14 protein-coding genes and 1 tRNA gene are annotated in these 20,143 nt (G+C 66.1%); 6 read left to right on the forward strand and 9 right to left on the reverse strand.

What is annotated here, in order from left to right:
- The first annotated feature begins 132 nt into the window (after positions 1-132).
- Both WDM91_11530 and WDM91_11535 read left to right on the forward strand, forming a co-directional pair.
- Entirely contained in the window at positions 133-1,716 is a 1,584-nt protein-coding gene (locus WDM91_11530; protein MEI9995217.1) for an AMP-binding protein, read from the forward strand.
- An 82-nt stretch (positions 1,717-1,798) separates the two neighbouring features.
- A complete protein-coding gene (locus WDM91_11535; GenBank protein MEI9995218.1) occupies positions 1,799-2,182 on the forward strand; it encodes a hypothetical protein in 384 nt (127 codons plus the stop codon).
- Positions 2,183-2,195: 13 nt separating this feature from the next.
- Here the strand turns inward: WDM91_11535 and gor are convergent, their stop codons facing one another.
- A complete protein-coding gene (gene gor / locus WDM91_11540) occupies positions 2,196-3,584 on the reverse strand; it encodes a glutathione-disulfide reductase (protein ID MEI9995219.1) in 1,389 nt (462 codons plus the stop codon).
- Positions 3,585-3,683: 99 nt separating this feature from the next.
- Between gor and WDM91_11545 the strand changes: the two genes are divergently transcribed.
- A complete protein-coding gene (locus WDM91_11545; GenBank protein ID MEI9995220.1) occupies positions 3,684-4,868 on the forward strand; it encodes an alpha/beta hydrolase in 1,185 nt (394 codons plus the stop codon).
- Here the strand turns inward: WDM91_11545 and rpiA are convergent.
- Entirely contained in the window at positions 4,849-5,556 is a 708-nt protein-coding gene (rpiA, locus tag WDM91_11550) for a ribose-5-phosphate isomerase RpiA (protein ID MEI9995221.1), read from the reverse strand. The two genes, WDM91_11545 and rpiA, sit on opposite strands and share 20 nt — an antisense overlap.
- Positions 5,553-6,689, reverse strand: coding sequence for an acyltransferase (locus WDM91_11555; protein ID MEI9995222.1), 1,137 nt, complete (start codon positions 6,687-6,689; stop codon positions 5,553-5,555). The genes rpiA and WDM91_11555 overlap by 4 nt, the downstream gene beginning before the upstream one ends.
- A gap of 80 nt (positions 6,690-6,769) precedes the next feature.
- Between WDM91_11555 and WDM91_11560 the strand changes: the two genes are divergently transcribed.
- Positions 6,770-7,273: a shikimate kinase gene (locus tag WDM91_11560; GenBank protein ID MEI9995223.1), complete on the forward strand. Its 504-nt coding sequence runs from the start codon at positions 6,770-6,772 to the stop codon at positions 7,271-7,273.
- On the opposite strand, the gene glmS is transcribed toward WDM91_11560, so the two are convergent.
- Complete coding sequence (glmS, locus tag WDM91_11565) at positions 7,260-9,089, reverse strand: glutamine--fructose-6-phosphate transaminase (isomerizing) (protein ID MEI9995224.1); 1,830 nt, start codon at positions 9,087-9,089, stop codon at positions 7,260-7,262. The genes WDM91_11560 and glmS overlap by 14 nt on opposite strands.
- Positions 9,090-9,240: 151 nt before the next feature.
- On the reverse strand, positions 9,241-10,581 hold the full coding sequence (gene glmU, locus WDM91_11570; protein ID MEI9995225.1) for a bifunctional UDP-N-acetylglucosamine diphosphorylase/glucosamine-1-phosphate N-acetyltransferase GlmU: 1,341 nt from the start codon (positions 10,579-10,581) through the stop codon (positions 9,241-9,243).
- Between the two features lie 95 nt (positions 10,582-10,676).
- Between glmU and WDM91_11575 the strand changes: the two genes are divergently transcribed.
- Together WDM91_11575 and WDM91_11580 are read left to right on the forward strand one after the other, a co-directional pair.
- Positions 10,677-11,336, forward strand: coding sequence for an HAD-IA family hydrolase (locus tag WDM91_11575; GenBank protein ID MEI9995226.1), 660 nt, complete (start codon positions 10,677-10,679; stop codon positions 11,334-11,336).
- A 42-nt stretch (positions 11,337-11,378) separates the two neighbouring features.
- Positions 11,379-11,453 (forward strand) — tRNA-Val (locus WDM91_11580).
- Between the two features lie 285 nt (positions 11,454-11,738).
- Here the strand turns inward: WDM91_11580 and WDM91_11585 are convergent.
- The 4 genes from WDM91_11585 to WDM91_11600 are packed head-to-tail and all read right to left on the reverse strand — an operon-like array spanning position 11,739 to position 20,142.
- Entirely contained in the window at positions 11,739-13,559 is a 1,821-nt protein-coding gene (locus WDM91_11585; GenBank protein MEI9995227.1) for an FISUMP domain-containing protein, read from the reverse strand.
- Positions 13,560-13,595: 36 nt separating this feature from the next.
- Positions 13,596-17,804 carry a hypothetical protein gene (locus WDM91_11590; protein MEI9995228.1) on the reverse strand — a complete coding sequence of 1,403 codons (4,209 nt, stop codon included), beginning with the start codon at positions 17,802-17,804 and terminating at the stop codon, positions 13,596-13,598.
- Positions 17,801-18,682 (reverse strand): hypothetical protein, encoded by an 882-nt coding sequence (locus tag WDM91_11595; GenBank protein ID MEI9995229.1) that lies wholly within the window; start codon positions 18,680-18,682, stop codon positions 17,801-17,803. Before WDM91_11595 ends, WDM91_11590 begins: the two co-directional genes overlap by 4 nt.
- Positions 18,679-20,142, reverse strand: a complete 1,464-nt coding sequence (locus tag WDM91_11600) for a hypothetical protein (protein ID MEI9995230.1) — start codon at positions 20,140-20,142, stop codon at positions 18,679-18,681. Before WDM91_11600 ends, WDM91_11595 begins: the two co-directional genes overlap by 4 nt.
- Between the last annotated feature and the right edge of the window lies 1 nt (position 20,143).

A 20,143-nucleotide genomic window follows, 5' to 3' on the forward strand; every position in this document is an offset into this window, starting at 1 on the left:
CGAAGGTCGCGGCGCATTTCCCGACCGATCTTGCGACAATTTGGGCTTGCGGTGTTACCCGTGGCGTTCGCCGGGAGCGGACGATAGCGTAACGCAAGCGCGGCCTTTCCGAGCCGCCATTCGGGAGAGACCATGGACACCTCGGATCCGCAATTCCTCGAAGCGCTGCTCGCCCATGCGAGCGTCGGGATGGTCAGCGCCTTCTGGGCACGGGTGAAGCCGGGCGCGACCGCGATCTGGGACCGCTTCGGCGAACACTCCTATGCCGAGGTTAACGCCAATTCGAACCGGCTGGCGCGGGTACTGCGCGGCGCGGGACTGCAGCCCGGCGATGGCGTGGCGCTGTTCTGCACCAACCGGACGGAGTTCGTGGAGACGCTGAACGCCTGTCGCCGCTCGGGCCTGCGCGTGACGCCGGTGAACTGGCATCTGGCGCCCGATGAGATCGCCTACATCCTGAACGACTGCGAGGCGCGCGCACTGGTGGCGGAGACCAAGTTCGGGACCCTCCGCGAGGCGGTGAAGCAGGCGCCGGAGATCGGCCTCAAACTGTCCGTGGGCGGATTGTCGGACGGGTTCGAGGACTACGACAGCGCGCTCGACGGCGTCGACGGGCGCGACCTGCCCGATCCGCAGATGGGCAGCCAGATGCTTTACACCTCTGGCACCACGGGCCGGCCCAAAGGCGTGCACCGGCCGCATGGCGTCGCAACACCGCCGCAATTCGCCGGCTCGAACGCGAACTACGATCCGGACAGCGACGTGCAGATGTGCGCGGGGCCCGGCTATCACGCCGCGCCGCTCGCCTTCGACATCGCGGTTCCGCAGGCCAGCGGCGTGCCGATCGCCTTTCTGGGGGAGCGCTGGGATACCGAAGAGGTGTTCCGCACCATCGAGACGCGGCGCGTGACGCACGCGCATCTGGTGCCGATCATGATGCAGCGCATGCTGGCGGCATCCGACGACCTGAAGAAGAGATACGACCTGTCGAGCCTCAAGCTGATCATCCATGGCGCGGCGCCCTGCCCGCCGGAGATCAAGCGCGCGATGATCGACTGGCTGGGACCCAAGCTCTTCGAGTACTACGCGGGCAGCGAGGGCGGCGCCGGGTTCTATATCCGCGCCGAGGAATGGCTGCAGAAGCCCGGCAGCGTGGGCAAGCGGCCGACCCTGCAACGGGTCAAGATCCTCGACGAGGAGGGCAACGAATTGCCCAGCGGCCAAGCGGGTCTGATCTACCACGAGACGCAGAAGGCCAATCCGTTCTCCTATTACAGGGACGACAAGAAGACCGCCGCGTCGCATCGCGGCGATTTCTTCACCCTGGGCGATATCGGTTATTTCGACGCGGACGACTATCTGTTCCTCACCGGGCGCTCGGCGGAGATCATCATCTCGGGCGGGGTGAACATCTATCCGCAGGAGGTAGACAACGAGATCCTCAAGCACCCGGCGGTCGAGGACGTCTGCACCATCGGCGTGCCCGACGCGGAATGGGGCGAGGCGGTGAAGGCCGTCGTGATGCTGAAGCCGGGCTGGGTGGGAAGCGAGGACCTCAAGCAGGAGATCATCGCCTCGGTGCGCGGCCGGCTGGCCGGCTTCAAGGTTCCGCGCAGCATCGATTTCGTCGCCGCGCTGCCGCGCAGCGCCGCCGGCAAGATCAAGCGCGGCGACGTGCGCAAGCCCTTCTGGGAGGGCCGCAAGGTGCAGATTTAGGGGCGATTTCGCTTCGCCTGCCAAAGAGTGTATCGAGAGGCGGGCGCCGAACCGGCGCCGGTTCCCTTTAGCGGCCAGCGGCGTGACCAGCGGACGATCCAAGCTCATCGAGCGTTATCTCTATGCCTTCGACTGGGATGTCGAAGCGATCTGGGGACTGTCGCTCGGCGTCGAGGAGCGCCCCATCGCGGATCTGGCATGGATGCTGGAACTGCCCATATGGCCCGGACCGCAAGGCCCCTATTCGCTGACGCCGCTCGAGGTCCTCGCGGCGCCCAAGGTGCATAGCGCGGAATTCGTCCGCCTGGCGCGCTCCGATACCTCTTATCCGATCGACATCGCCTGGCACGAAGACCGCTGGGTCGTGCTGGACGGCGTGCACCGCCTGGCGAAGCTCCACCGCGACGGCGCGCAAACTGTGCGGGTGCGGGTGGTGCCGCAGACGATGCTGATCAAGCGGGCTTGAAGCGCCCGCAGCATCAGCCGGGCGTCTTGGAGTAGCTCTTGGTCCGCATCGTCACCAGTTCCTCGGCGGCGCTGGGATGCAGCGCGATGGTCGAGTCGAACTGGGCCTTGGTCGCACCCATCTTGAGGCAGACGGCGACGATCTGGATGATCTCGGCGGCGTGATCGCCGAAGATGTGGCAGCCCAGCACCTTGTCGGTCTTGCTGTCGACGATCAGCTTGAAGGTGCTGCGCGCCTCGCGGCCGCTGAGCGTGTGCTTCAGCGGGCGGAAGACCGATTTGTAGACGTCGATGCTGTGGCCCAGGCCCAGCGCCTTCGTCTCGTTCATGCCGACGGTACCGATCTCCGGCGTGGTGAAGACGGCGGTCGGGATGTCCGCGTGGTCGACCGGCGTCGGGATGCCCTGGAAAGCCGTCTTCACGAAGCACATCGCGTCGTGGATCGCCACCGGCGTGAGCTGGAGCCGGTCGGTGACGTCGCCGATGGCGTAGATGTGCTCGACATTGGTCCGCGAATAGCGGTCGACCAGCACCTCGCCGCGCTTGCCGAGTTCGACGCCGGCCTTGTCGACATGCAGCGCCTCGGTGTTGGGGGCGCGGCCGATGGCGAGCATGATCTGGTCGCACTCGATCACGTCGCCCTTGTTGGTCTCGGCGTGGAGGCAGTCGCCGCGCTTCTCGATCTTGGTGAATTCGCAGCCCACCGAGACATGCAGGCCGAGCTTGGCCATGTTCTCGTGCAGCGCGTCGCGGATGTCCTCGTCGAAGCCGCGCAGCACCTTCTCGCCGCGATAGAGCAGCGAGACCTTCGCACCCAGGCCGTGGAAGATATGCGCAAATTCCAGCGCGATGTAGCCGCCGCCGGCGATCAGGATGCGCTTGGGCAGCTTTTCGAGATGAAACGCCTCGTTCGACGTGATGCAGAGATTTGCGCCGGGAATGAGATGGCTGGTGCCGAGCTCGCGGGTCGGACGGTTGCCGGTGGCGATCAGGATGGTCTCCGCCGTGACCGTGCGGTCCTCGTTCAGCAGGCGCAGCGTGTGCGGTCCCTCGAACGCGGCGCGGTCGGAGAATATCTTCACGCCTGCGGCGAGGACGTTCTTGGTATAGAGCCCTTCGAGCCGCGCGATCTCCTCGTCCTTGTTGGCGACCAGGGTTGGCCAGTCGAATTCCGGCTTGCCGACGGTCCAGCCGAAGCCCTTGGCATCCTCGAAGCTTTCGGCGAATTCGGCGGCGTAGACGAACAGCTTCTTGGGGATGCAACCGCGGATCACGCAGGTGCCGCCCATCCGCGATTCCTCCGCCAGCGCGACGCGGGCGCCGGCCTGGGCTGCCATGCGGCTCGCCCGCACCCCGCCCGAGCCCCCGCCGATGACGAAAAGGTCGTAATCGTACTGGGCCATGGGATGCGCTTTCGTGGGACTTGCCAGCCGTCGCATAGACGAGCTTTGATCTCCGCACAATGTAGGGGCTGAACCGGCATGCGACAGGGGCGGACGGGCATGCGCTGCGCAGCCCTGCTATGCGCCGCGCTGGCGACGGCGGCCTGCACGCTGTCGGATTCGCTGCGGCATGACGACATCCGGTCGCTTTGGGCCCAGCCGGGAAATGCGGTGGTCGAGCAGACCGTGATCTTCGCCACCGACCGCGAGCCGGACGGCAGCGCGCTGGGCTATGGCCTGCACTGGAGCGCGGCAGCGCATTGCGGGACGGCAAGGCTGTCGATCCCCAGCGCTTTCGCGCCCCGCGCCATGCCTCACTGGCCGGCAGCCGAGCGCACCGGCGACTTCAAATGCGACGGCCGGACCGATATGGGCGCGTTCGCGCAGGCGGTGGCCGATGCGGCGAAGGCGCGGCATTGCGACCGGGTGCTGTTGTTCGTCCATGGCTACAACCAGACCTTCCAGTCGGCGCTGATGCGCGCGGGTCAGCTCGCGACCGACACGCAATGGCGCTGCGCCACCGCCTTGTTCAGTTGGAGCAGCGAAGGCAAATACGACCGCTATGCCGCCGACATCGAACGCAGCGGTTATGCCGTGCCGCTGCTGATCGACGCGCTGCGCGCGCTGGCCGCTGCCGGGCTGAAGGTCGACATCGTGGCGCACAGCATGGGGGCGCGGGTGACGCTGGGCGCGCTGGCCGCGTTGTGCGGACACGGCGCCAGCCCCATTGCGAACGAGCTGATCCTGGCCGCGCCGGATGTCAGCGCCGAGCACGACAATGACGATTTCGGGCATATGCTGGAGCACAGCGCGGCCTGCGTGCACCGCGCCACGGTCTATGCCTCGGACAACGATCTGATCCTGGTCACCTCCGAGGGCGTGCATGGCGGGATTCCCCGCGCCGGGCGGGTGCCCGAACGCGACCTGCAATATCCGGCGGCCGGCTTTGCCGACAGGATCGACATCGTGGACGCGAGCGCGGCCCCCGGCGATCCCTTCGGGCATGGGTATTTCGTGCTGTCCTACGAGATGATGGACGACATGATGTGGGTCCTTTCCGGCCTGCCCATCGCGCGGCGGGCGGATCCGGCGGCCTTGGGCGGACCGACCCTGGCCTGCGCGGCGGCCGGCGACGCCGCCTGCCCCGGCGGACATTGGGTGCTGCGCGTTGCCAAGACGCGTGGGCCGGATTTCCAGACGCGGCTGCTGCGGGCGCTATGGCCGCTTATCTTCCGCGTTCAATGATCTCCACTTCGCCCGGATGGGCGATGAGGAGCGTCGTCGCGATGCCCGTGAACAGGCCGTGCTCGACCACGCCGGCGATCTCGGCGACGGCCTGTGCCAGTTTCGGCGCCGAGGTGATGGCCCCGAAGGCGCAATCATAGATCACATTGCCGGAATCGCTGCGCACCGTGGCGCCATCGCGGCTGCGCAGGGTGATGCTGATCGTGCCATAGCCGAGCGCCGCCGCGGCCGCCGCCAGCCGCGCCGCCGTCGTCTTGTGGCCGAACTCGAGGACTTCGACGGGCAGCGGGAATCTGCCCAGGCGCGCCACCAGCTTGCTTTCATCGGCGATGACGATCATCCGCCTGGCCGAGACCGCGACGATCTTCTCGCGCAGCAGAGCGCCGCCGCCGCCTTTGATCAGCGTCAGCTCGCGGTCGACCTCGTCGGCGCCGTCGATCGCGAGATCCAGCGGCGCCAGATCATCCAGCGGGGCGAGCGAGATGCCCAGCGCGCGCGCCTTCGTCGCCGTCTTCTCGGAGGTCGCGACGCCCAGCACATTGAGGCCGCCCCGCAGGCGCGGTGCGAGGAGGTCGAGGAATATCTCCGCGGTCGAGCCGGTGCCGAGACCCAGCTTCATGCCGTCCTGGATGTAGTCGAGAGCCTTGGCGGCCGCGGCACGCTTGAGAGCGTTCAGGTCGGTGGTCATGGCGCGAGCCTAGCAGGCGGCGTCCGGGCCGTCACAAGCGGCGCATGTGGATAGAGCGCGCTGATGCGGCGGGCCAGGGCAGGCCTTTCGATGGCGAACCAGGACAGGATCGCCAGGGCGACGGAGAGGCCGGCCGCCGCAAGGACGCCGGTAAGACCGACGAAACCGTTGGCGAGCAGCGCATTGCCGACCGGCAGATGGACCAGATAAAGCCCGTAGGAGATGTCGTTGCGGCGCAGCAGCCGCGTCGCCAGCCAGGGCCTGGTATAGGCCGCCGACAGCGTCAGCATCGCCAGCACCGCGAAATTCGCCAGCCCGACGAACCGGCTGCCGCTCATCAGGATCGGCGGAATGCGCCAGCGCAGGCAGAGGACCATCAACACGAGGCATAACGCCGCCCACAACCAAACCCGGCCGCGCAGCAGCGGCATCAGGACCGTCAGGTTGCGCCGCGCCGCGATCCCGCAGCAGAACATGCCGAACCAGGGCAGCGGGGTGAGGCTGAGCAGCTTGAACGGCAGGCCGTTTCCCAGGATGCGATGGTCCAGGTAATCGACCGCAAAGGACAGCACGATGGCGGTGCCCAGGACCGTCGCGGCGCGCCCCGACCTGCGCATCAGCCAATAGAGGATCGGTGTGGCAATGTAGAACGCGACCTCGATCGGAATGGTCCAGAGCGAGCCATTGGCGACGCCGTCGCCGTAGTGGCGCAGAAAACGCGGATTCCAGTCGCAGAGCAGCACAAGCTGCGCGCCGAGCCACAGGACCAGCCGGCCGCCGTCGCGCGCCAGCGGCAGATGCGCAAAGGCGAGGATGCAGGCAAGTGTGAACAGCGTGACCGCCAGGTAGGCGGGCGCGAGACGCAGCAGCCGGTTGCGCGCGAAAGCAGAAGGATCGGGATTGCGTTCCCAGGAGGCTGAGATCAGAAAACCGCTGATGAAGAAAAATACCGGCACGCCTGGCGCCTGGCGCAGAAGATGAATGAACAGCGGTTCGGTGGAAAAGAACTGGTCCCAGAGATGGACGATCAGAACCTGCGCCGCGGCGGCGAGACGCAGCAGATCGAAATTGTTGGGCAGCAAGGCGAGTGCCGCCGGCGCGTCCTCCGTTCCTGCGTCGCGAACCATCCCCATCACGGCTATTCTGCCGCAAAATCGGCGCGCCGCAACGGCGCACAACGACGATAATGGGCCGACGCGGTATCGGTGATGCGATGCGAGGACATGCGATCTTTCTCAGTGGGCCGATCGGTACCGGCAAGACGACGCTGGGCCGGGCTCTGGCGGAACGGCTGGGCGGTGAGTTCATCGACGGCGATGGATATACGGATCAGACGCGGCCGTGGTACTGCTCCATCAAGCGGACGAGCGAAGCGATCGTCGCAAACGGCCTGTCGGCGCTGGAGACGGTCCCGGCCGTGGTCGTTGCCTATCCGCTGGGCTGCATGAACTGGATCTATTTCCGGCGCAAATTCGGCGATGCCGGCGCGACACCGCTGTTCGTATCGCTGCGGGCCTCCTATGAGAGCATCACAAATCCGGCGCGCGGTCGCGTCTTCGCACCGTGGGAGCACAACCGCATCCGGGAGATGATCGGCGAAGGCTATGGCGCCAGGCCGTTCAGCGACTTCGTCTTCGACACGGACGCTGGCCCGTTCGACGAGACCGCCACCCGGTTGACCCAGGCCGTGCGGGCTCGGCTGGCTATTCGACCGTGACGCTCTTGGCAAGGTTGCGCGGCTGGTCGACGTCGGTGCCCTTGGCGATGGCGGCGTAATAGGCCAGCAGCTGCACCGGGATCGAATAGAGGATCGGCGCGATCAGGGGATCGGCATCCGGCACCTCGATGGCGTGCCACAGCTTGTCGCCGGCTTTGCGGATACCCTCGGCGTCGGAGATCAGCATCACCTTGCCGCCGCGCGCCATCGACTCCTGCATGTTGGAGATCGTCTTCTCGTAGACCGCGTCATGCGGCGCGATGACGATGATTGGGACGTTCTCGTCGATCAGCGCGATCGGCCCGTGCTTCATCTCGCCCGCGGCATAACCTTCGGCGTGGACATAGGAGATTTCCTTGAGCTTCAGAGCCCCCTCGAGCGCGATGGGAAAGGACGGACCGCGGCCCAGATAAAGCACGTCGCGGGCCTTGGCGATTTCCTGCCCGAGCTCCTCGAATTTCGGCTCCTGCTTGAGGAATTCGACGATATGACGCGGGGTTTCGAGCAAAGCGGCGCAGAGCCGCGCTTCTTCCTCCGCCGAGAGCATGCCGCGCGCCCGGCCGGCCGCGATGGCGAGCGCCGCCAGGGCGGAAAGCTGACAGGTAAAGGCCTTGGTCGAAGCGACGCCGATCTCCGGACCTGCGAAGGTCGGCACCACGATATCGGCCTCGCGCGCGATGGAGCTCTCGACGACATTGACCATGGCGAGCGTGACCTGGCCGTGTTCCTTCGCATGCCGCTGCGCCGCCAGGGTGTCGGCGGTCTCGCCCGATTGCGAGATGAAGAGCGCCGCGCCGCCCTCGGCATAGACCGGATCGCGGTAGCGCAGCTCGGACGCGACATCGACCTCGACCGGCATGCGGGCGTATTTCTCGAACCAGTATTTGCCGACCAGGGCGGCATAGTAGGAGGTGCCGCAGGCCGAGATCAGCAGGCGCGGCGCCGAGGCCAGCGCATGCGCGAGGCCGTGTTCGTGCAGCGCCACGTTCGGACCGACCGCATCGATGTAATGCGACAGCGTGTGGCCGATGACTTCGGGCTGCTCGGCGATCTCCTTGGCCATGAAGTGACGCTTGCCGCCCTTGTCGACGATCGCCGCTGAAGCGCTGGTGACCTTGACTTCCCGGTTGGCGGGACGGCCCTGCTCGTCGAAAATCGAAATCTGCGGGCCGTCGACCACCACAACGTCGCCATCCTCCAGATACGAAACCCTGTTCGTGAAGGGCGCCAGGGCGAAGGCGTCGGAGCCCAGATAGCCTTCGGTCTCGCCATAGCCGACGGCGAGCGGCGCGCCCTTGCGGGCGCCGATCAGGAGCCCTTCGTGCTCGTTGAAGATCATCGCGAGCGAATAGGCGCCGGTGAGACGGCGCACCGCGGTGATCGCGGCCTCCTTCGGACTCATGCCCTGGTCGAGATAGTCGGTCACCAGGTGCACGGCGACCTCGGAGTCCGTCTCAGACTGGAATGCGTGGCCCTTGGCGACCAGCTCTTCGCGCAATTCGCGGAAGTTCTCGATGATGCCGTTGTGGACGATGGCGACCTTGGACGATGCATGCGGATGGGCGTTCACCTCGGTCGGCGCGCCATGCGTGGCCCAGCGGGTGTGGCCGATGCCGGTGTGGCCGGCGAGCGGGCTGCCCTGCAGCACCTCGCCCAGCTTGCCGAGCTTGCCGGGCGAGCGGCGGCGCGAGATCTGTCCGCCGACCAGCGTGGCGATGCCCGCGGAGTCGTAGCCGCGATATTCCAGGCGCCGGAGCGCGTCGAGGATGACCGGCGCCACGTCGCGCGTGCCCGCGATGCCAACGATGCCGCACATATTCAAATCCTTTCGTCGGCTGTCATTTCCGCGAAGGCGGGAATCCGGTGTCGCCCGCCCCACTGGATGCCCGCCTTCGCGGGCATGACAGGTTTGTTTGCTCACAAGACACGTTCATCGCCGGTCCACCCTGAACAAGAACTGAACGCGGCTATTTCTTCTTCGCGGCCTTTTCGGCCATCTTGCGGGTGCGGAATTTCTCCGCCCAGCCGGGAATGTCTTTCTGCTCGGCGCGGGTGACGGCGAGACTGTCCTTCGCCACGGCCCTGGTGACCACCGAACCGGCGCCGACATAGGCGCCGTCGGCCACCGTCACCGGCGCGACCAGCGCGCTGTTCGAACCGATGAAGGCCCCGGCGCCGATGTCGGTGTGGTGCTTGTCGAAGCCGTCGTAGTTGCAGGTGATGGTGCCGGCGCCGATATTCGCGCCCGCACCGACCCGCGCATCGCCCAGATAGCTCAGATGGTTCGCCTTGGCGCCTTTTTCGATGCGGGCGTTCTTCACCTCGACGAAATTGCCGACATGGACGTCTTCCTCCAGTACCGCGCCGGGGCGCAGCCGCGCATAAGGACCGACCACCGCGCCGGCGCCGACGACGGCGCCTTCGAGATGGGAATGGGACTTGATCTGCGCGCCGCTCCTCACCGTGACGCCGGGGCCGAAGACGATATAGGGGCCGACATGGCAGTCGGGCTCGAGCACCGTATCATACGACAGAAACACCGTCTCCGGCGCGGTCATGCCGACCCCGGCGTCCAGCGCGCGGGCGCGCAAACGGGCCTGCATCGCCGCTTCGGCCGCCGCGAGCTCGGCCCTGGAGTTCACGCCCATGGTCTCGGCTTCCGCCACCACCACCACGGCACAGCCCACGCCGTCGGCCCGCGCGATGGTGGGGATGTCGGTGAGGTAGAATTCCTTCTGGACGTTGGCGTCCTTCAGCTCCCCGGCCCAGCGGAAGAAACTCTTCGCGTTCGCGGCCATGATGCCGGCGTTGCACAGCGTCACCTTCTGTTCGGCGGCGTTGGCGTCGCGATACTCCACGATGCGGTCGAGCAGCCCGTCGCCGCGGGTGATGACCCGGCCATACGTCTTGCTCTGGGACTCGAAGGCGACGATCGCCATGCCGGTCCTGGCCTGGGCCGCGAAGCTCGCTTCGAAGGTCGCGGCGGTGACGATGGGCATGTCGCCATAGGTGACGACCAGCGTGCCCGCGAAATCCTGCAAGGCCTCCGCCGCACAGCGCGCGGCGTGGCCGGTACCGAGTTGCTTGTCCTGCACCGCAGTTTCCGCCCCGAGCTTTTCGGCGAACGCCTTCACCTCGGCGGCGCCGGGCGCGATGACGACGACGATGCGCTCCGCCCCCGCCCCGCGCGCGGCGGCGATGACATGGCCGAGAATGGGAAGGCCGGCGACGGCGTGCATGACCTTGGGCGTCGCGGATTTCATCCGCGTGCCCTGACCCGCCGCCAGGATGATGCATGCTCGCGCCATGGAGATTCCCTTAAGCCCCCTCAGAAAAAGGAAGAAATGACGATTTGCGACGCTATATTGCTCCCAGCTTTTGCCGGATTCGTTAATTGCACGCCATGCGCCCTGCCCTGATCTTCGACCTTGACGGAACCCTGGTGGATACTGCGCCCGACCTGCTGGGCGCCACCAACGCGGTGCTGCGCTCGGAAGGGCGGCGGGAAGTCGATCCCGCCACGCTGCGGCACATGGTGGGATTCGGGGCGCGCTCGCTGATCCAGCAGGCCATGGCGGCGACGGGGCCGGGCGTCGAGGACGCACGCCTGGCCGAGCTGGTCGACCGCTTCGTGGTGCATTACCGCGCCCATATCGCGGACGACAGCCGGCCCTTTCCGGGCGTCAGGGAGACGCTGGCGGATCTGGCGGCGCAGAAGATGCGGTTGGCCGTGCTGACCAACAAGCCGCAGGAGATGGCAGACCTGCTGCTCAAGGCGCTGAAGCTCGATCGCTTCTTCCCGGTGGTCTATGGGGCGGGACGGATGAGCTATGTGAAGCCGGATGCGCGGATTTTCCACGACGTGGTGCGCGAGCTGGGCGGCGGGGACGCGGCGATCATGATCGGTGACAGCGTGACCGACGTAGCGACGGCGCGGGCGGCGAAGGCGCCGGTGATCCTTGTCTCGTACGGCTACACGCCCGAACCGGCGCACACGCTGGGCGGCGATGCGGTGACCGACGATTTCCGGCAGATCCCGGCGCTGGCGGCCGGCCTCGCTTGACGGGCCGGGCAGGCTGACCCTATACGGCGGGTCCGCCAAGGCGGGCGCGTAGCTCAGCGGGAGAGCACTCCCTTCACACGGGAGGGGTCACAGGTTCAATCCCTGTCGCGCCCACCAGCCGCCAACGAGTCAAACGGCTATGCATTGTCGATCTCCCGCTGTTCGGCATCTGGCGGCATAACCGCCTTCTGGCCGTCTCACCGGCCTTTCACAGATCGACGCCGGCGCGCGCGGCCACTCGCGTCCGAGATGGCGCTGCACGCCCTCGCAGGACGTTCAGAGGCGATCGGCAGGCAGGCCGGAGTGCGCATGCGCATGGAATCACATCTGGCTTCTTTCGCGGCCGCCGAACCGGATATGCTCCGCCGCGCATTCAAAGCGGCGCTCATTGGCATCGAAGAGTTAGGTCGTCGCCTGGCCGGTCGCGGCGTCGTCAAGGACCGGCAAATCGCGAACGTAACGCACTGCCAGCCAAAAATAGCCGCCTCCTTTGACCAATGTTTCCGTCGGCAGCTGATCATACCCGTATCTGCTCTCCTCCACGATCAGGATTTGGACCATCGGAGATTCAAACGAAGTGGAATTGCCAATCGTACTCGTCCAGTATGTGCCGTCATCGCCGCAACCGTAATAGGTCAAGTCCGAAAGCGCGGTGCCCATCGCAGACCCCGCGAGTTCGAGCGCGGGACTATTCAGCCCGGAGGCTATCAGTTGATCGAAATCGAGCGTATCGGTCAGCGTCTGCCAGTCGGCCTGCGTCGGCAATCGCCAGCCGCCGGTGGACTGCAGGGAATTTGCGTCGTCATAGCGGTAAAGGCGCCCATACACCGCCACATTATCGGAGGAACCGTTGGGAGGAGCCGCGTTGGGCGCGTCCCAGGTCAGATTTTGAGTCATCCAGAGCAGCTGGCCGATCGGCGTCGCGGGATAGACCGTTTGGTCTCGGGTATCCAAGAAGTAACACGCCCGGACGGACACCCTGTATTGCTGCGAGTTGATCTGGATGCCGTTCTCGTCATAGCCGCACAGGGTGACGCTCATCGAGCCGTCCTGCGTGATGCCGGGCACCGTCACGGTGCCTGAATCCGTCGCGCCGGAGCTTTGCGTGTTGTAGGACCGATCGATCGCCGTGACTGTCTGGTCGCCCAGGACATAGCAGAGCTTCACCCTGGCGACGAAGTTCATCATCCAGGTGAATCCGATCTCCAGCTCGTCGGTCGGACTGTTGGCCAATAGTTCGATCGTGGGGCTCGTGAATTTGTACACGCCGCGGTCTTCGGGGCCGACGAGCTTGTCGATGGGCAGAAAGAAGAGCCATGGATTGTAGGCGATGGTGTCGGTCTGCTGGAAATTGATGAACTGCAGCATCAGCTGGGTCATGTTTCCCGCGGCGGTCAATGCGACGATGTTCTGAAATTGAAAGGTAACGTTGGCGCCGGAGCCGGTGCCGATCGGATCGGCCGCCGGCGCCGTCAGCGTCCAGCTCAGGTCGCCCGCATTCCACGCGGAAGTCCAGGCGTTGCCTTCCGTGCTGGTGATGGAGAGGCTGGCGCCGACAATGACGTCGGTCGGCGTCAGCGAGCCATCGTCGGAGCCATAGGTGAAGCTGGCGATGACCTGGGGCGGCGAATCGGGGTTTCCGTTCCCCGTAAAGATGGGCGCATTGCTTTGATTGTTGATGTTGAAGATGAGCGTGTTCTGCAGGTAAGGCTGAATGGTGGAAACGTACACTTCGTTGAAGCCGTCAGGCTGAAAGGTGACGGCGAGCACGCTCGAAAGATCCGGATTCTCGACCACGGGCGCGGATTGCAACGCGATTTTTGCCGTCAACTGCTTGGGCAAGCCGGACGCTTCGAACTCAAGGCTGAAAAAATAGGTTCCGGCCGGTCCGACGCTCTGGATCGCGCAGAGCGTGCAGGTCAGGGTCGCACCGTTGGACCATATGTAATCGCTCGAGCCCGTGCTGACCGCAAAGCCATTCCCATTCTGCGTGGCGGTCAGTCCCGCGGGAACGGTCAACGTCGCGGCCTGAATCTGCGTCACGGTGAAACAGCGGGGAGCGACCAGCGAAAACGCATCCCCATTTGCTGGCAAGTCGATATCTTGGCCCGTGCCGTTCGTCAGAACCATGGTGAGATTCGCGGCGACGTTGATGTACAGCACGGCGGCCGGTTCCGTGCTGACCGCCGGATTGGTGATGGTAAAGGTGATGCTACTCGCCATGGCAGCTCTCCGATCGAAGCTTAGGGTCGCGCCGCTTCACGTGGCCGGATCAGGGGTTAGATCTAGCCATCCTTCCAGAACCGTTTGCGGCGAGTATCCGAAGACGGCGTTCTCGGTGACGGCGTCGGGCGACAGCGAAATCGGAGCCGAGGCGCCCGGAGCGATCCAGCTCCAGTCATAACCGTTCTCCTGCGGCAGCGGCACCGCGAGGCCGGAGGCCGGCGAGAGCACGGGCGCGGTGAAGAAGGTCGCCGCCAGCTTGCTCATGGCGGAGCTGTATTGGTCGGGCGGGATGGAGAGGCTAACCACGGGCAGAACCCCCGTCGTCGCGTGCACCTGTGTCCGCGGGTCAACCAACATCGTCAGCGTCGTGGGCGCGTTCAGCGTCAGCAGAAGGGCCGGATCGGCCGCCGAGGGCTGCACCACGCCGTTGCCTCCCTCCGCCGGCGCCGCCTGCGAATAGAAGGAGCCGTAGGCGCCACCGGGCGTCTGCTCGACGAAATAGCCGATCAGTCCGTCGTTCATATCGACCGGATCGCCCAGCCGCGCTGGGAACTGTACCGCGCCGAGCGCTGCGGTGCTGTACTGTTGCCGCTGGGCGGGGCTGTACTGCTGCCGCTGGCTGGGGTTGTTGGGGTCGGGGCTGGCCGCGCTCGCCAAGACGTCCTGCGTGAAAGGAGCGGCCTCGGCGCTGTTGTCCTGGCTGAGCGGCAGCAGATTTCCGCTGGTCTCGAGCCCCAATGTACAGCGCACGATGGCCAGCGGGCGACCCAGCAGGACGGCGAGCGCGGCATCCTGCGCGGAACCGGCTGGCTGGCTGAAGGCCGCGGCGCCGACGATGGCGGTCAGCAGATCCTGCACGAAGCCGGTGCTTTGGCCGTAGACGTGATTCATGAACTGGGAAAGGAAAGGGTTGACGGCGGCGGTGTCGGTCGTGATCGGCGTGCCGTAGGGTTCGAGATTGCCCGGCGCGGTGCGATAGACGACCGCCCCGTGCTCGATGCCGATGGAGCCGATCGACGAGCCGTCGGCATCATAGAAGAAAAGGCTGTCGTTCAGGTCGTTCGGCATCAGCCAGCCGCACACGGGCGAGGTGGCCGGATGCGAATTCGACTCCACCACGGAGGCGGACGTGTCGCCGAAGGTCCGGGCGGAAAGCCACCGGAACCAGAGCCGGGTTGGGGTGAGGAGGCGCGGGGGAAGATAGGCTTGCCCCTGATGCGCGACATCATCGGCATTCGGCTGCAGGCTTGCCGCGACGACCGGCGTCAGGCTCACGCTGCCGGCGCCCGTCGCGAACTGCATCGTTTGGCCGAAGACGTCCACGATCTGCAGCGACCGCAGCGCCAGGAAGCCGGCGCGCAACGGCCCGAAATCACGGCCGGCGGAAAGGGGCTTCACGGCGTTGAAGGCGCCGTCGTACCAATTGTCTCCGGTGAGCAGGGCGGCCGCGCTGATATCGGAGGTGACGAGATCGACGCCCTGCCCGCCCGGGTTGCTCACCAGGTTCTCCACCGGGATTTGCGGCAGGAAGGCCTGCTGGATCTGCTGCGCGCCCAGACCGCTCATCGCCTGCGAGACGAAGTTGCGGCTATTATAGGCGGCTTGCGCGACCTGAAGCGACGGATCGGCTTCGGTATCCGACGGAAAGGCGTTCAGATAAGCCTGGATCTGCGAGCCCAGGCTGTAGGCCGCCCGCGTCGAAAGCGCCGCCGAGCCGGAGTAGCCGTAGAGTTGATCGGCCGGCTGTGTGAAGCCGTTGGACGTGACATAGGCATAGTCCGCACCGTCGTCGTCCAGCGTGAAGAACTGCGTGAGGTTGCCGGCGCTGTAGGCCGGCCAAGAATTGGCGTCCTTGCCCTGCATCTGCAAGGGCGAGAACCAGGCATTCCAGATCATGAAGATCGGCAGGAACGGGTCCGAACGGGAGGCACTGAGATTGGGCACGGCGCACTGCGCCATCCAGCCGACCGGGTCCGGCGGATAGGCGGTGCCGCCAGCATTGCTCCAGGTGAAGGTCAGGGCCATCGGCGCATCAACGGACTGGGAAGGATTCGGCGCCACCGACGGCGGCGGCGCGCGCAGCCAAGCGAACAGACCGGCGCCCGGCCCACCGTCCTGCGGACTGAGGCCACCCTGTGCAGCTTGAAGAGCGGCGACGAAATCCGCCGGCGAGGCAGTCGCGGGATTCGCATCGCCACCCACGGCCGCCATGGCCTGCTGCACCACGGTGGCCAACATGGGGATCAGCAGAACCGCCTCGGTGATCAAGGCCTGCACATCGGCTTGCGCCGGGGTGCCGGCGAGGACGGTCGTCAGCCCGCCCCAGGAAAGGTTGGGGAGGTCGGTCGTCTTTTCCGATCCGCTTGCGGCGAGCGTCGTCAGCAATTGCCCACTGGTCCGCACCGCGATCGTCGGTCCCGGCCCGTTGCGCTGCGCGCGCTGCAGCTGGGATCCTTCGGCAAGCAGCACCGGGTCGGTCGGCATGCAGAAGGATGGAGCCGGCACCGCTCGCAGGCTCCATCCCGGAGCTGTCAACGCCGCGACCAGACTAGCGTAGCAACCATAGACGGCCCCTGCAAAGCTGGTCGTGGATGCGGGCGGTGCCGGCGCGACGGCGTTGCCGCTCCCATCCAGCTTGTACTGCAGGAGGCCCACCTGGTTGCCCGCGCCCTGAACGGCGTTGAGCTCGCACGGACCGTTGGTGTCGAGGAAATTGGTGAGCTCCTCGAACGAGTAGGCCGGCTGGTTGGGGTCGATCGTGAAGAACATCGTGACGTACCGGTACCAGTCCATGAACAGCTGCTTACGCTGCAGCTCGACCGAGAAGCGATCCTGGTCATAGGCCTTCTGCGCCGCGTTGAGCGCGGCCAGCAGCGCCGCTATGTCGTCTTGCAGGTCGGCCGCCCTGCCGGGCTCCGGGGCCTGGCCCTGGGGTGATGAAGGCTGCACGAGCTCCCAGATCCAGCCGCCGAATTCGGTCGCGAAGGCTTTGCCGTGCAGGTCTTCGTCCATCTGCGCCGGATGGGCAGTGCCGTTCTCGACGTTTTGGACGAGGCCCAGCTGGAGCGCGTTGAGCAGATATTCGTAGTCATCGAGCGCCGCGGGAACGGCCCCCGCGCCGGCGAGATCGTTCCGCAGCAGCGCCGAGAGGGCTTCGGTGGTCGTGTTGCCGATCGCCACCTCGCCTTGGCCCCGCCACACCGCCGGCGTCGTCGTCGAGGTGCTGGCGAGAAAGCCGCCGTTCTGCTGCGCGACGGCCGTGTCCCAGACCAGCTCCTGCATGATCCCCGCAACCAGGGTTTGCGACGGAACGGCGAGGCCGGCGATGGACTGGGTGGGATCGAGCCCCTGCAGCTGCCAGCCGAACTGCTGCGTCACGATGCTGTCGAGGATATCGGACGGCGCCAGGGTCGGCGCGACACCCTGATCGGAGCACTGCGTCGCGTAGGCGGTCCAGGCTTCGGTGACGGTCTTCTGGAGACCGGCCAGCGGATCGGTGCCCGTCGGATCGATCCAGCCGATCACCTGGTAGCTCGCCTTGAAGTGGATCGCCGATCCCGCCGCCAGCACCGTGCCGACGTTTTGGCCATTCCCGATCGATTGATCGGAGAAGTCGTCGAAGAATCCGAAGACGCTGCTGCACTCCGGATAGAAGCTGGAGAAGCCCGGGCCCACGAAGCCGACCGAAGTCAGCATGCAGGGGTTGCCGTCCTCGTCGTTATAGTCGGGCAGAAACTGCGCCGGCCCGGTGGCCGGGCCGTAGACGCGTTGGCGTCCCATATAGAGATAGGGCTGCTGCGTCGATGCGTCGGTCAGCGGCACCGAAACACACGGCGACGACGGCGCGGCGACCGCGAGATAGTCGCTCTCGACCAGGAAGGCGGCGGCGGTCGGAGCGCTCCAACCGCCATCCTGGAAGAGACTGAAGTAGCGGATCACCAGCCAGCGATTAGGCACCTGCGGGAAGACGACGGGGCCGCCGGCGGAGAGCTGGCTGCCGCGGCGGAAGAAGTCGGGCAATTCCCAGTGCAGATGCACGCCGATGTCCAAGGTCTCGGCGGGCGAGTCGTTGTCCTCGAGCGGGCGCGCGATGGCGTCGCCGGTGCTGGCCGTGGTGGCGTCGGCGACCCACGGTATCTTCTCGAACACCGCCGTCCGGCCCTTGAAGTTCGGCGCGATCTGCGTGTTGTCGGCCAGACTCACGCGCAGCGCGGCGATGTTGAGCGGAACTATGGCCGTCATGCCGGCCCTCGCTTGACGAAGCTGACCTGCGCGACGCCGAGAGTCATCTCGAAGCCCATCTCCGCAGAGGTGATCGGATTGCCCGTCGCAATGTTGATGGCCTGCTGAAACGCCGTCATCATCATGCTGCGCGGCTGCGCACTGCGCAGGCAACCGGAGACGCCGGCAAGCGGGACCGATCCGGTAATGTCCAGCGGCGGTCCCGGCGCGAAGGTCCACACCGTCTTGGTCGCGGTGACGGGCGTGGTGCCGGGATCGAAGCTGTCCAACCCGAAATGCAGGGCCTCGGGCGCCTCATGCAGGTCGAACCGCTGTGCGTCGCCATCCACCAGACAGATCATGGTGTCGGACTGCGACCCAAGCTGCTCCAGCCTTAGGATGGTCAGCGGCGTGCCGGCATCCCCTCCCTGACTGTAGGCGTTCACGCCCAGGCCGGGAAAATCCCGCACCACGGAGGATCGAAGCAGGAAGCCAGACACTAGGTTCGAGGCGACGGTCGCCGTTGCAACCCCGAGCTTGCGCGCGCGCATCCGGCCCGCATTTGCCCGGAAGGCGGCCAGGGCCGCCGCGACAGCGACGTGCTCTACGGCCGGAAGCCCTGCCGCCGTGGCGACGGACAGGTTGCGGCCGATGCTCATGGCGCCGTCCACGAGGGCGTCGATCCAGCTCGGATTCAGGTAAAAGAAGCGGATCGACTCGGGCGGGAGCATGCGCTCGTCCGGCACGAGATAGTTCAACGGGACACCCTTCAGCAACGCGAGCCGATTAAGCCAGTCGACGATCGTGTCCGGGACCGTGACGCCGCCGAAAACCGCCGGATCGGACAGGGCCTCGCCGATGCGGCGTCTCAATTGCCGGCGCGAGAAACGGGCCTTCATCGATCGCCCCGATCGGCCAGACGGCGGACGGTGTGGGAAAGAAGCGCTCGCGTCGTCGCGGGAGCTGCGGACTTGGGGGTCCGCGCCCAATTCCCTGACAGCACGGCCTGGAACGATTCGGCAAGCAGCGCGTCCTCCACCGTTGCGATGGCGGCCGCTGTGAGCCCGTTCTTCCAATTATACAGCGCCACGGAAAAAGCTTTGTCCTGCAGCGCGAGCAATCGTCCCAGCGTCCATGACGCAGCGTAAGACACGTCCAGCATTCCGCTCGTCGGATCGAAAACCAGGGCTTGGTCGGACGATGCAAAAGGCAGCGCCAACGCCGGAGCGGTATTCTGATAGGGCAGGCACGGGCCACGGTACCAGCAGACGGTCTTACTGCCGTCGCGCAAGCTCTCGTTCAGCGGGACATAGCCCATGCCCAGCGCCGCCGCCGTCGCAACGTTGCCGCCGACATACGGCACCTGGAGCATGGTCTGCGCGGCATCGGCGGTGTCGCCCGCAGGCCGGCCGTTGAGCGCCTGCACGCGATCGGCGAAGCCGCTATTGTCGCCGGAGGTGAAGAACGTCCAACTCTGCAGCACGGCCAGGCGCAGCGTCGTGCCGGTGAAGTCGGAACCGGACGGCGCTCCTCCCTGCTCGTCGGTCGGCAGAAAACTTTCCAGTCCTTCCAGGGAGACCAGATAGGCGTAGGTCTTGCGACCGGCACCGTCGCTGCCCATCTGCGGCAGGCGCGTGCCGAAGACGACCGACACAGTCCCTGTAGGAACGCCCGCGCCGGGTTGCTGCCCCGTCGGCTTGTTGCACAGGTTCACGCGCCTAACGTGCGCCGTAAGCCCCAGATCGGCGGCGGTGGGAGCGATCTGCCAAAAGAGGCTCAACGGAATGTCGAGCACCTGCACGGGACTGGCGGTGGTCTGGTTCAGCTCCAGACCGCTCGTATCGATCGCCTGCCAGAAATAGGAATAGGCGGACGCGGGCAGGCTGCTGGCGGCGTATGCGTTCGTCGCAAAGAGGTCGCCCACCGTCGCCGGCTGGGGCGCGAGCAGAAGTCCTGGATGGGCCGCCACGTCGTCGGCATCGAGCAACAGGATGGTGAGCCAGGTGGACACGTCGGCCGGCGGCGCGCCGGCCGTGACGTCCTTGTCCGCTGGCCCGCCGATCCGGCGACTCCACGGCAAAGTCGGCTGGGAGAAGACCACATGCGGCAGCACATTGGTGAATTCGCCGACCGCGCCGTCGGGCGGAAAGACGGACTGCACCTGCGTGGCCGGCGACCGCAACGTGAAACGGTCGCCGAGCACGGCAAAGGCGTAGCTATGCGACATCGGATCGTCGCTGATCCCGGTGATGCGCTGCGCGACGGTGAGCGTGTAGTCGCCGTCGTCGAGGCCGGGCAGATGGTGCTGGATGAACGTCACGGTTTCGTCTTGCAGAGGGTCGGACATGGGCGTCGCCATC

Origin of the sequence: Rhizomicrobium sp., assembly GCA_037200385.1 — a bacterium.
Taxonomy (GTDB): domain Bacteria; phylum Pseudomonadota; class Alphaproteobacteria; order Micropepsales; family Micropepsaceae; genus Rhizomicrobium.

Excerpts from the sequence above, each read along its gene's own strand:
- glmU (MEI9995225.1), bottom strand. The coding sequence starts at position 10,581 with ATGGCGCGAGCATGCATCATCCTGGCGGCGGGTCAGGGCACGCGGATG.
- WDM91_11545 (MEI9995220.1), top strand. The coding sequence starts at position 3,684 with ATGCGCTGCGCAGCCCTGCTATGCGCCGCGCTGGCGACGGCGGCCTGC.
- gor (MEI9995219.1), bottom strand. The coding sequence starts at position 3,584 with ATGGCCCAGTACGATTACGACCTTTTCGTCATCGGCGGGGGCTCGGGC.
- WDM91_11595 (MEI9995229.1), bottom strand. The coding sequence starts at position 18,682 with ATGAAGGCCCGTTTCTCGCGCCGGCAATTGAGACGCCGCATCGGCGAG.
- WDM91_11590 (MEI9995228.1), bottom strand. The coding sequence starts at position 17,804 with ATGACGGCCATAGTTCCGCTCAACATCGCCGCGCTGCGCGTGAGTCTG.
- WDM91_11585 (MEI9995227.1), bottom strand. The coding sequence starts at position 13,559 with ATGGCGAGTAGCATCACCTTTACCATCACCAATCCGGCGGTCAGCACG.
- rpiA (MEI9995221.1), bottom strand. The coding sequence starts at position 5,556 with ATGACCACCGACCTGAACGCTCTCAAGCGTGCCGCGGCCGCCAAGGCT.
- WDM91_11530 (MEI9995217.1), top strand. The coding sequence starts at position 133 with ATGGACACCTCGGATCCGCAATTCCTCGAAGCGCTGCTCGCCCATGCG.
- WDM91_11575 (MEI9995226.1), top strand. The coding sequence starts at position 10,677 with ATGCGCCCTGCCCTGATCTTCGACCTTGACGGAACCCTGGTGGATACT.
- WDM91_11560 (MEI9995223.1), top strand. The coding sequence starts at position 6,770 with ATGCGAGGACATGCGATCTTTCTCAGTGGGCCGATCGGTACCGGCAAG.
- glmS (MEI9995224.1), bottom strand. The coding sequence starts at position 9,089 with ATGTGCGGCATCGTTGGCATCGCGGGCACGCGCGACGTGGCGCCGGTC.
- WDM91_11555 (MEI9995222.1), bottom strand. The coding sequence starts at position 6,689 with ATGGGGATGGTTCGCGACGCAGGAACGGAGGACGCGCCGGCGGCACTC.
- WDM91_11600 (MEI9995230.1), bottom strand. The coding sequence starts at position 20,142 with ATGGCGACGCCCATGTCCGACCCTCTGCAAGACGAAACCGTGACGTTC.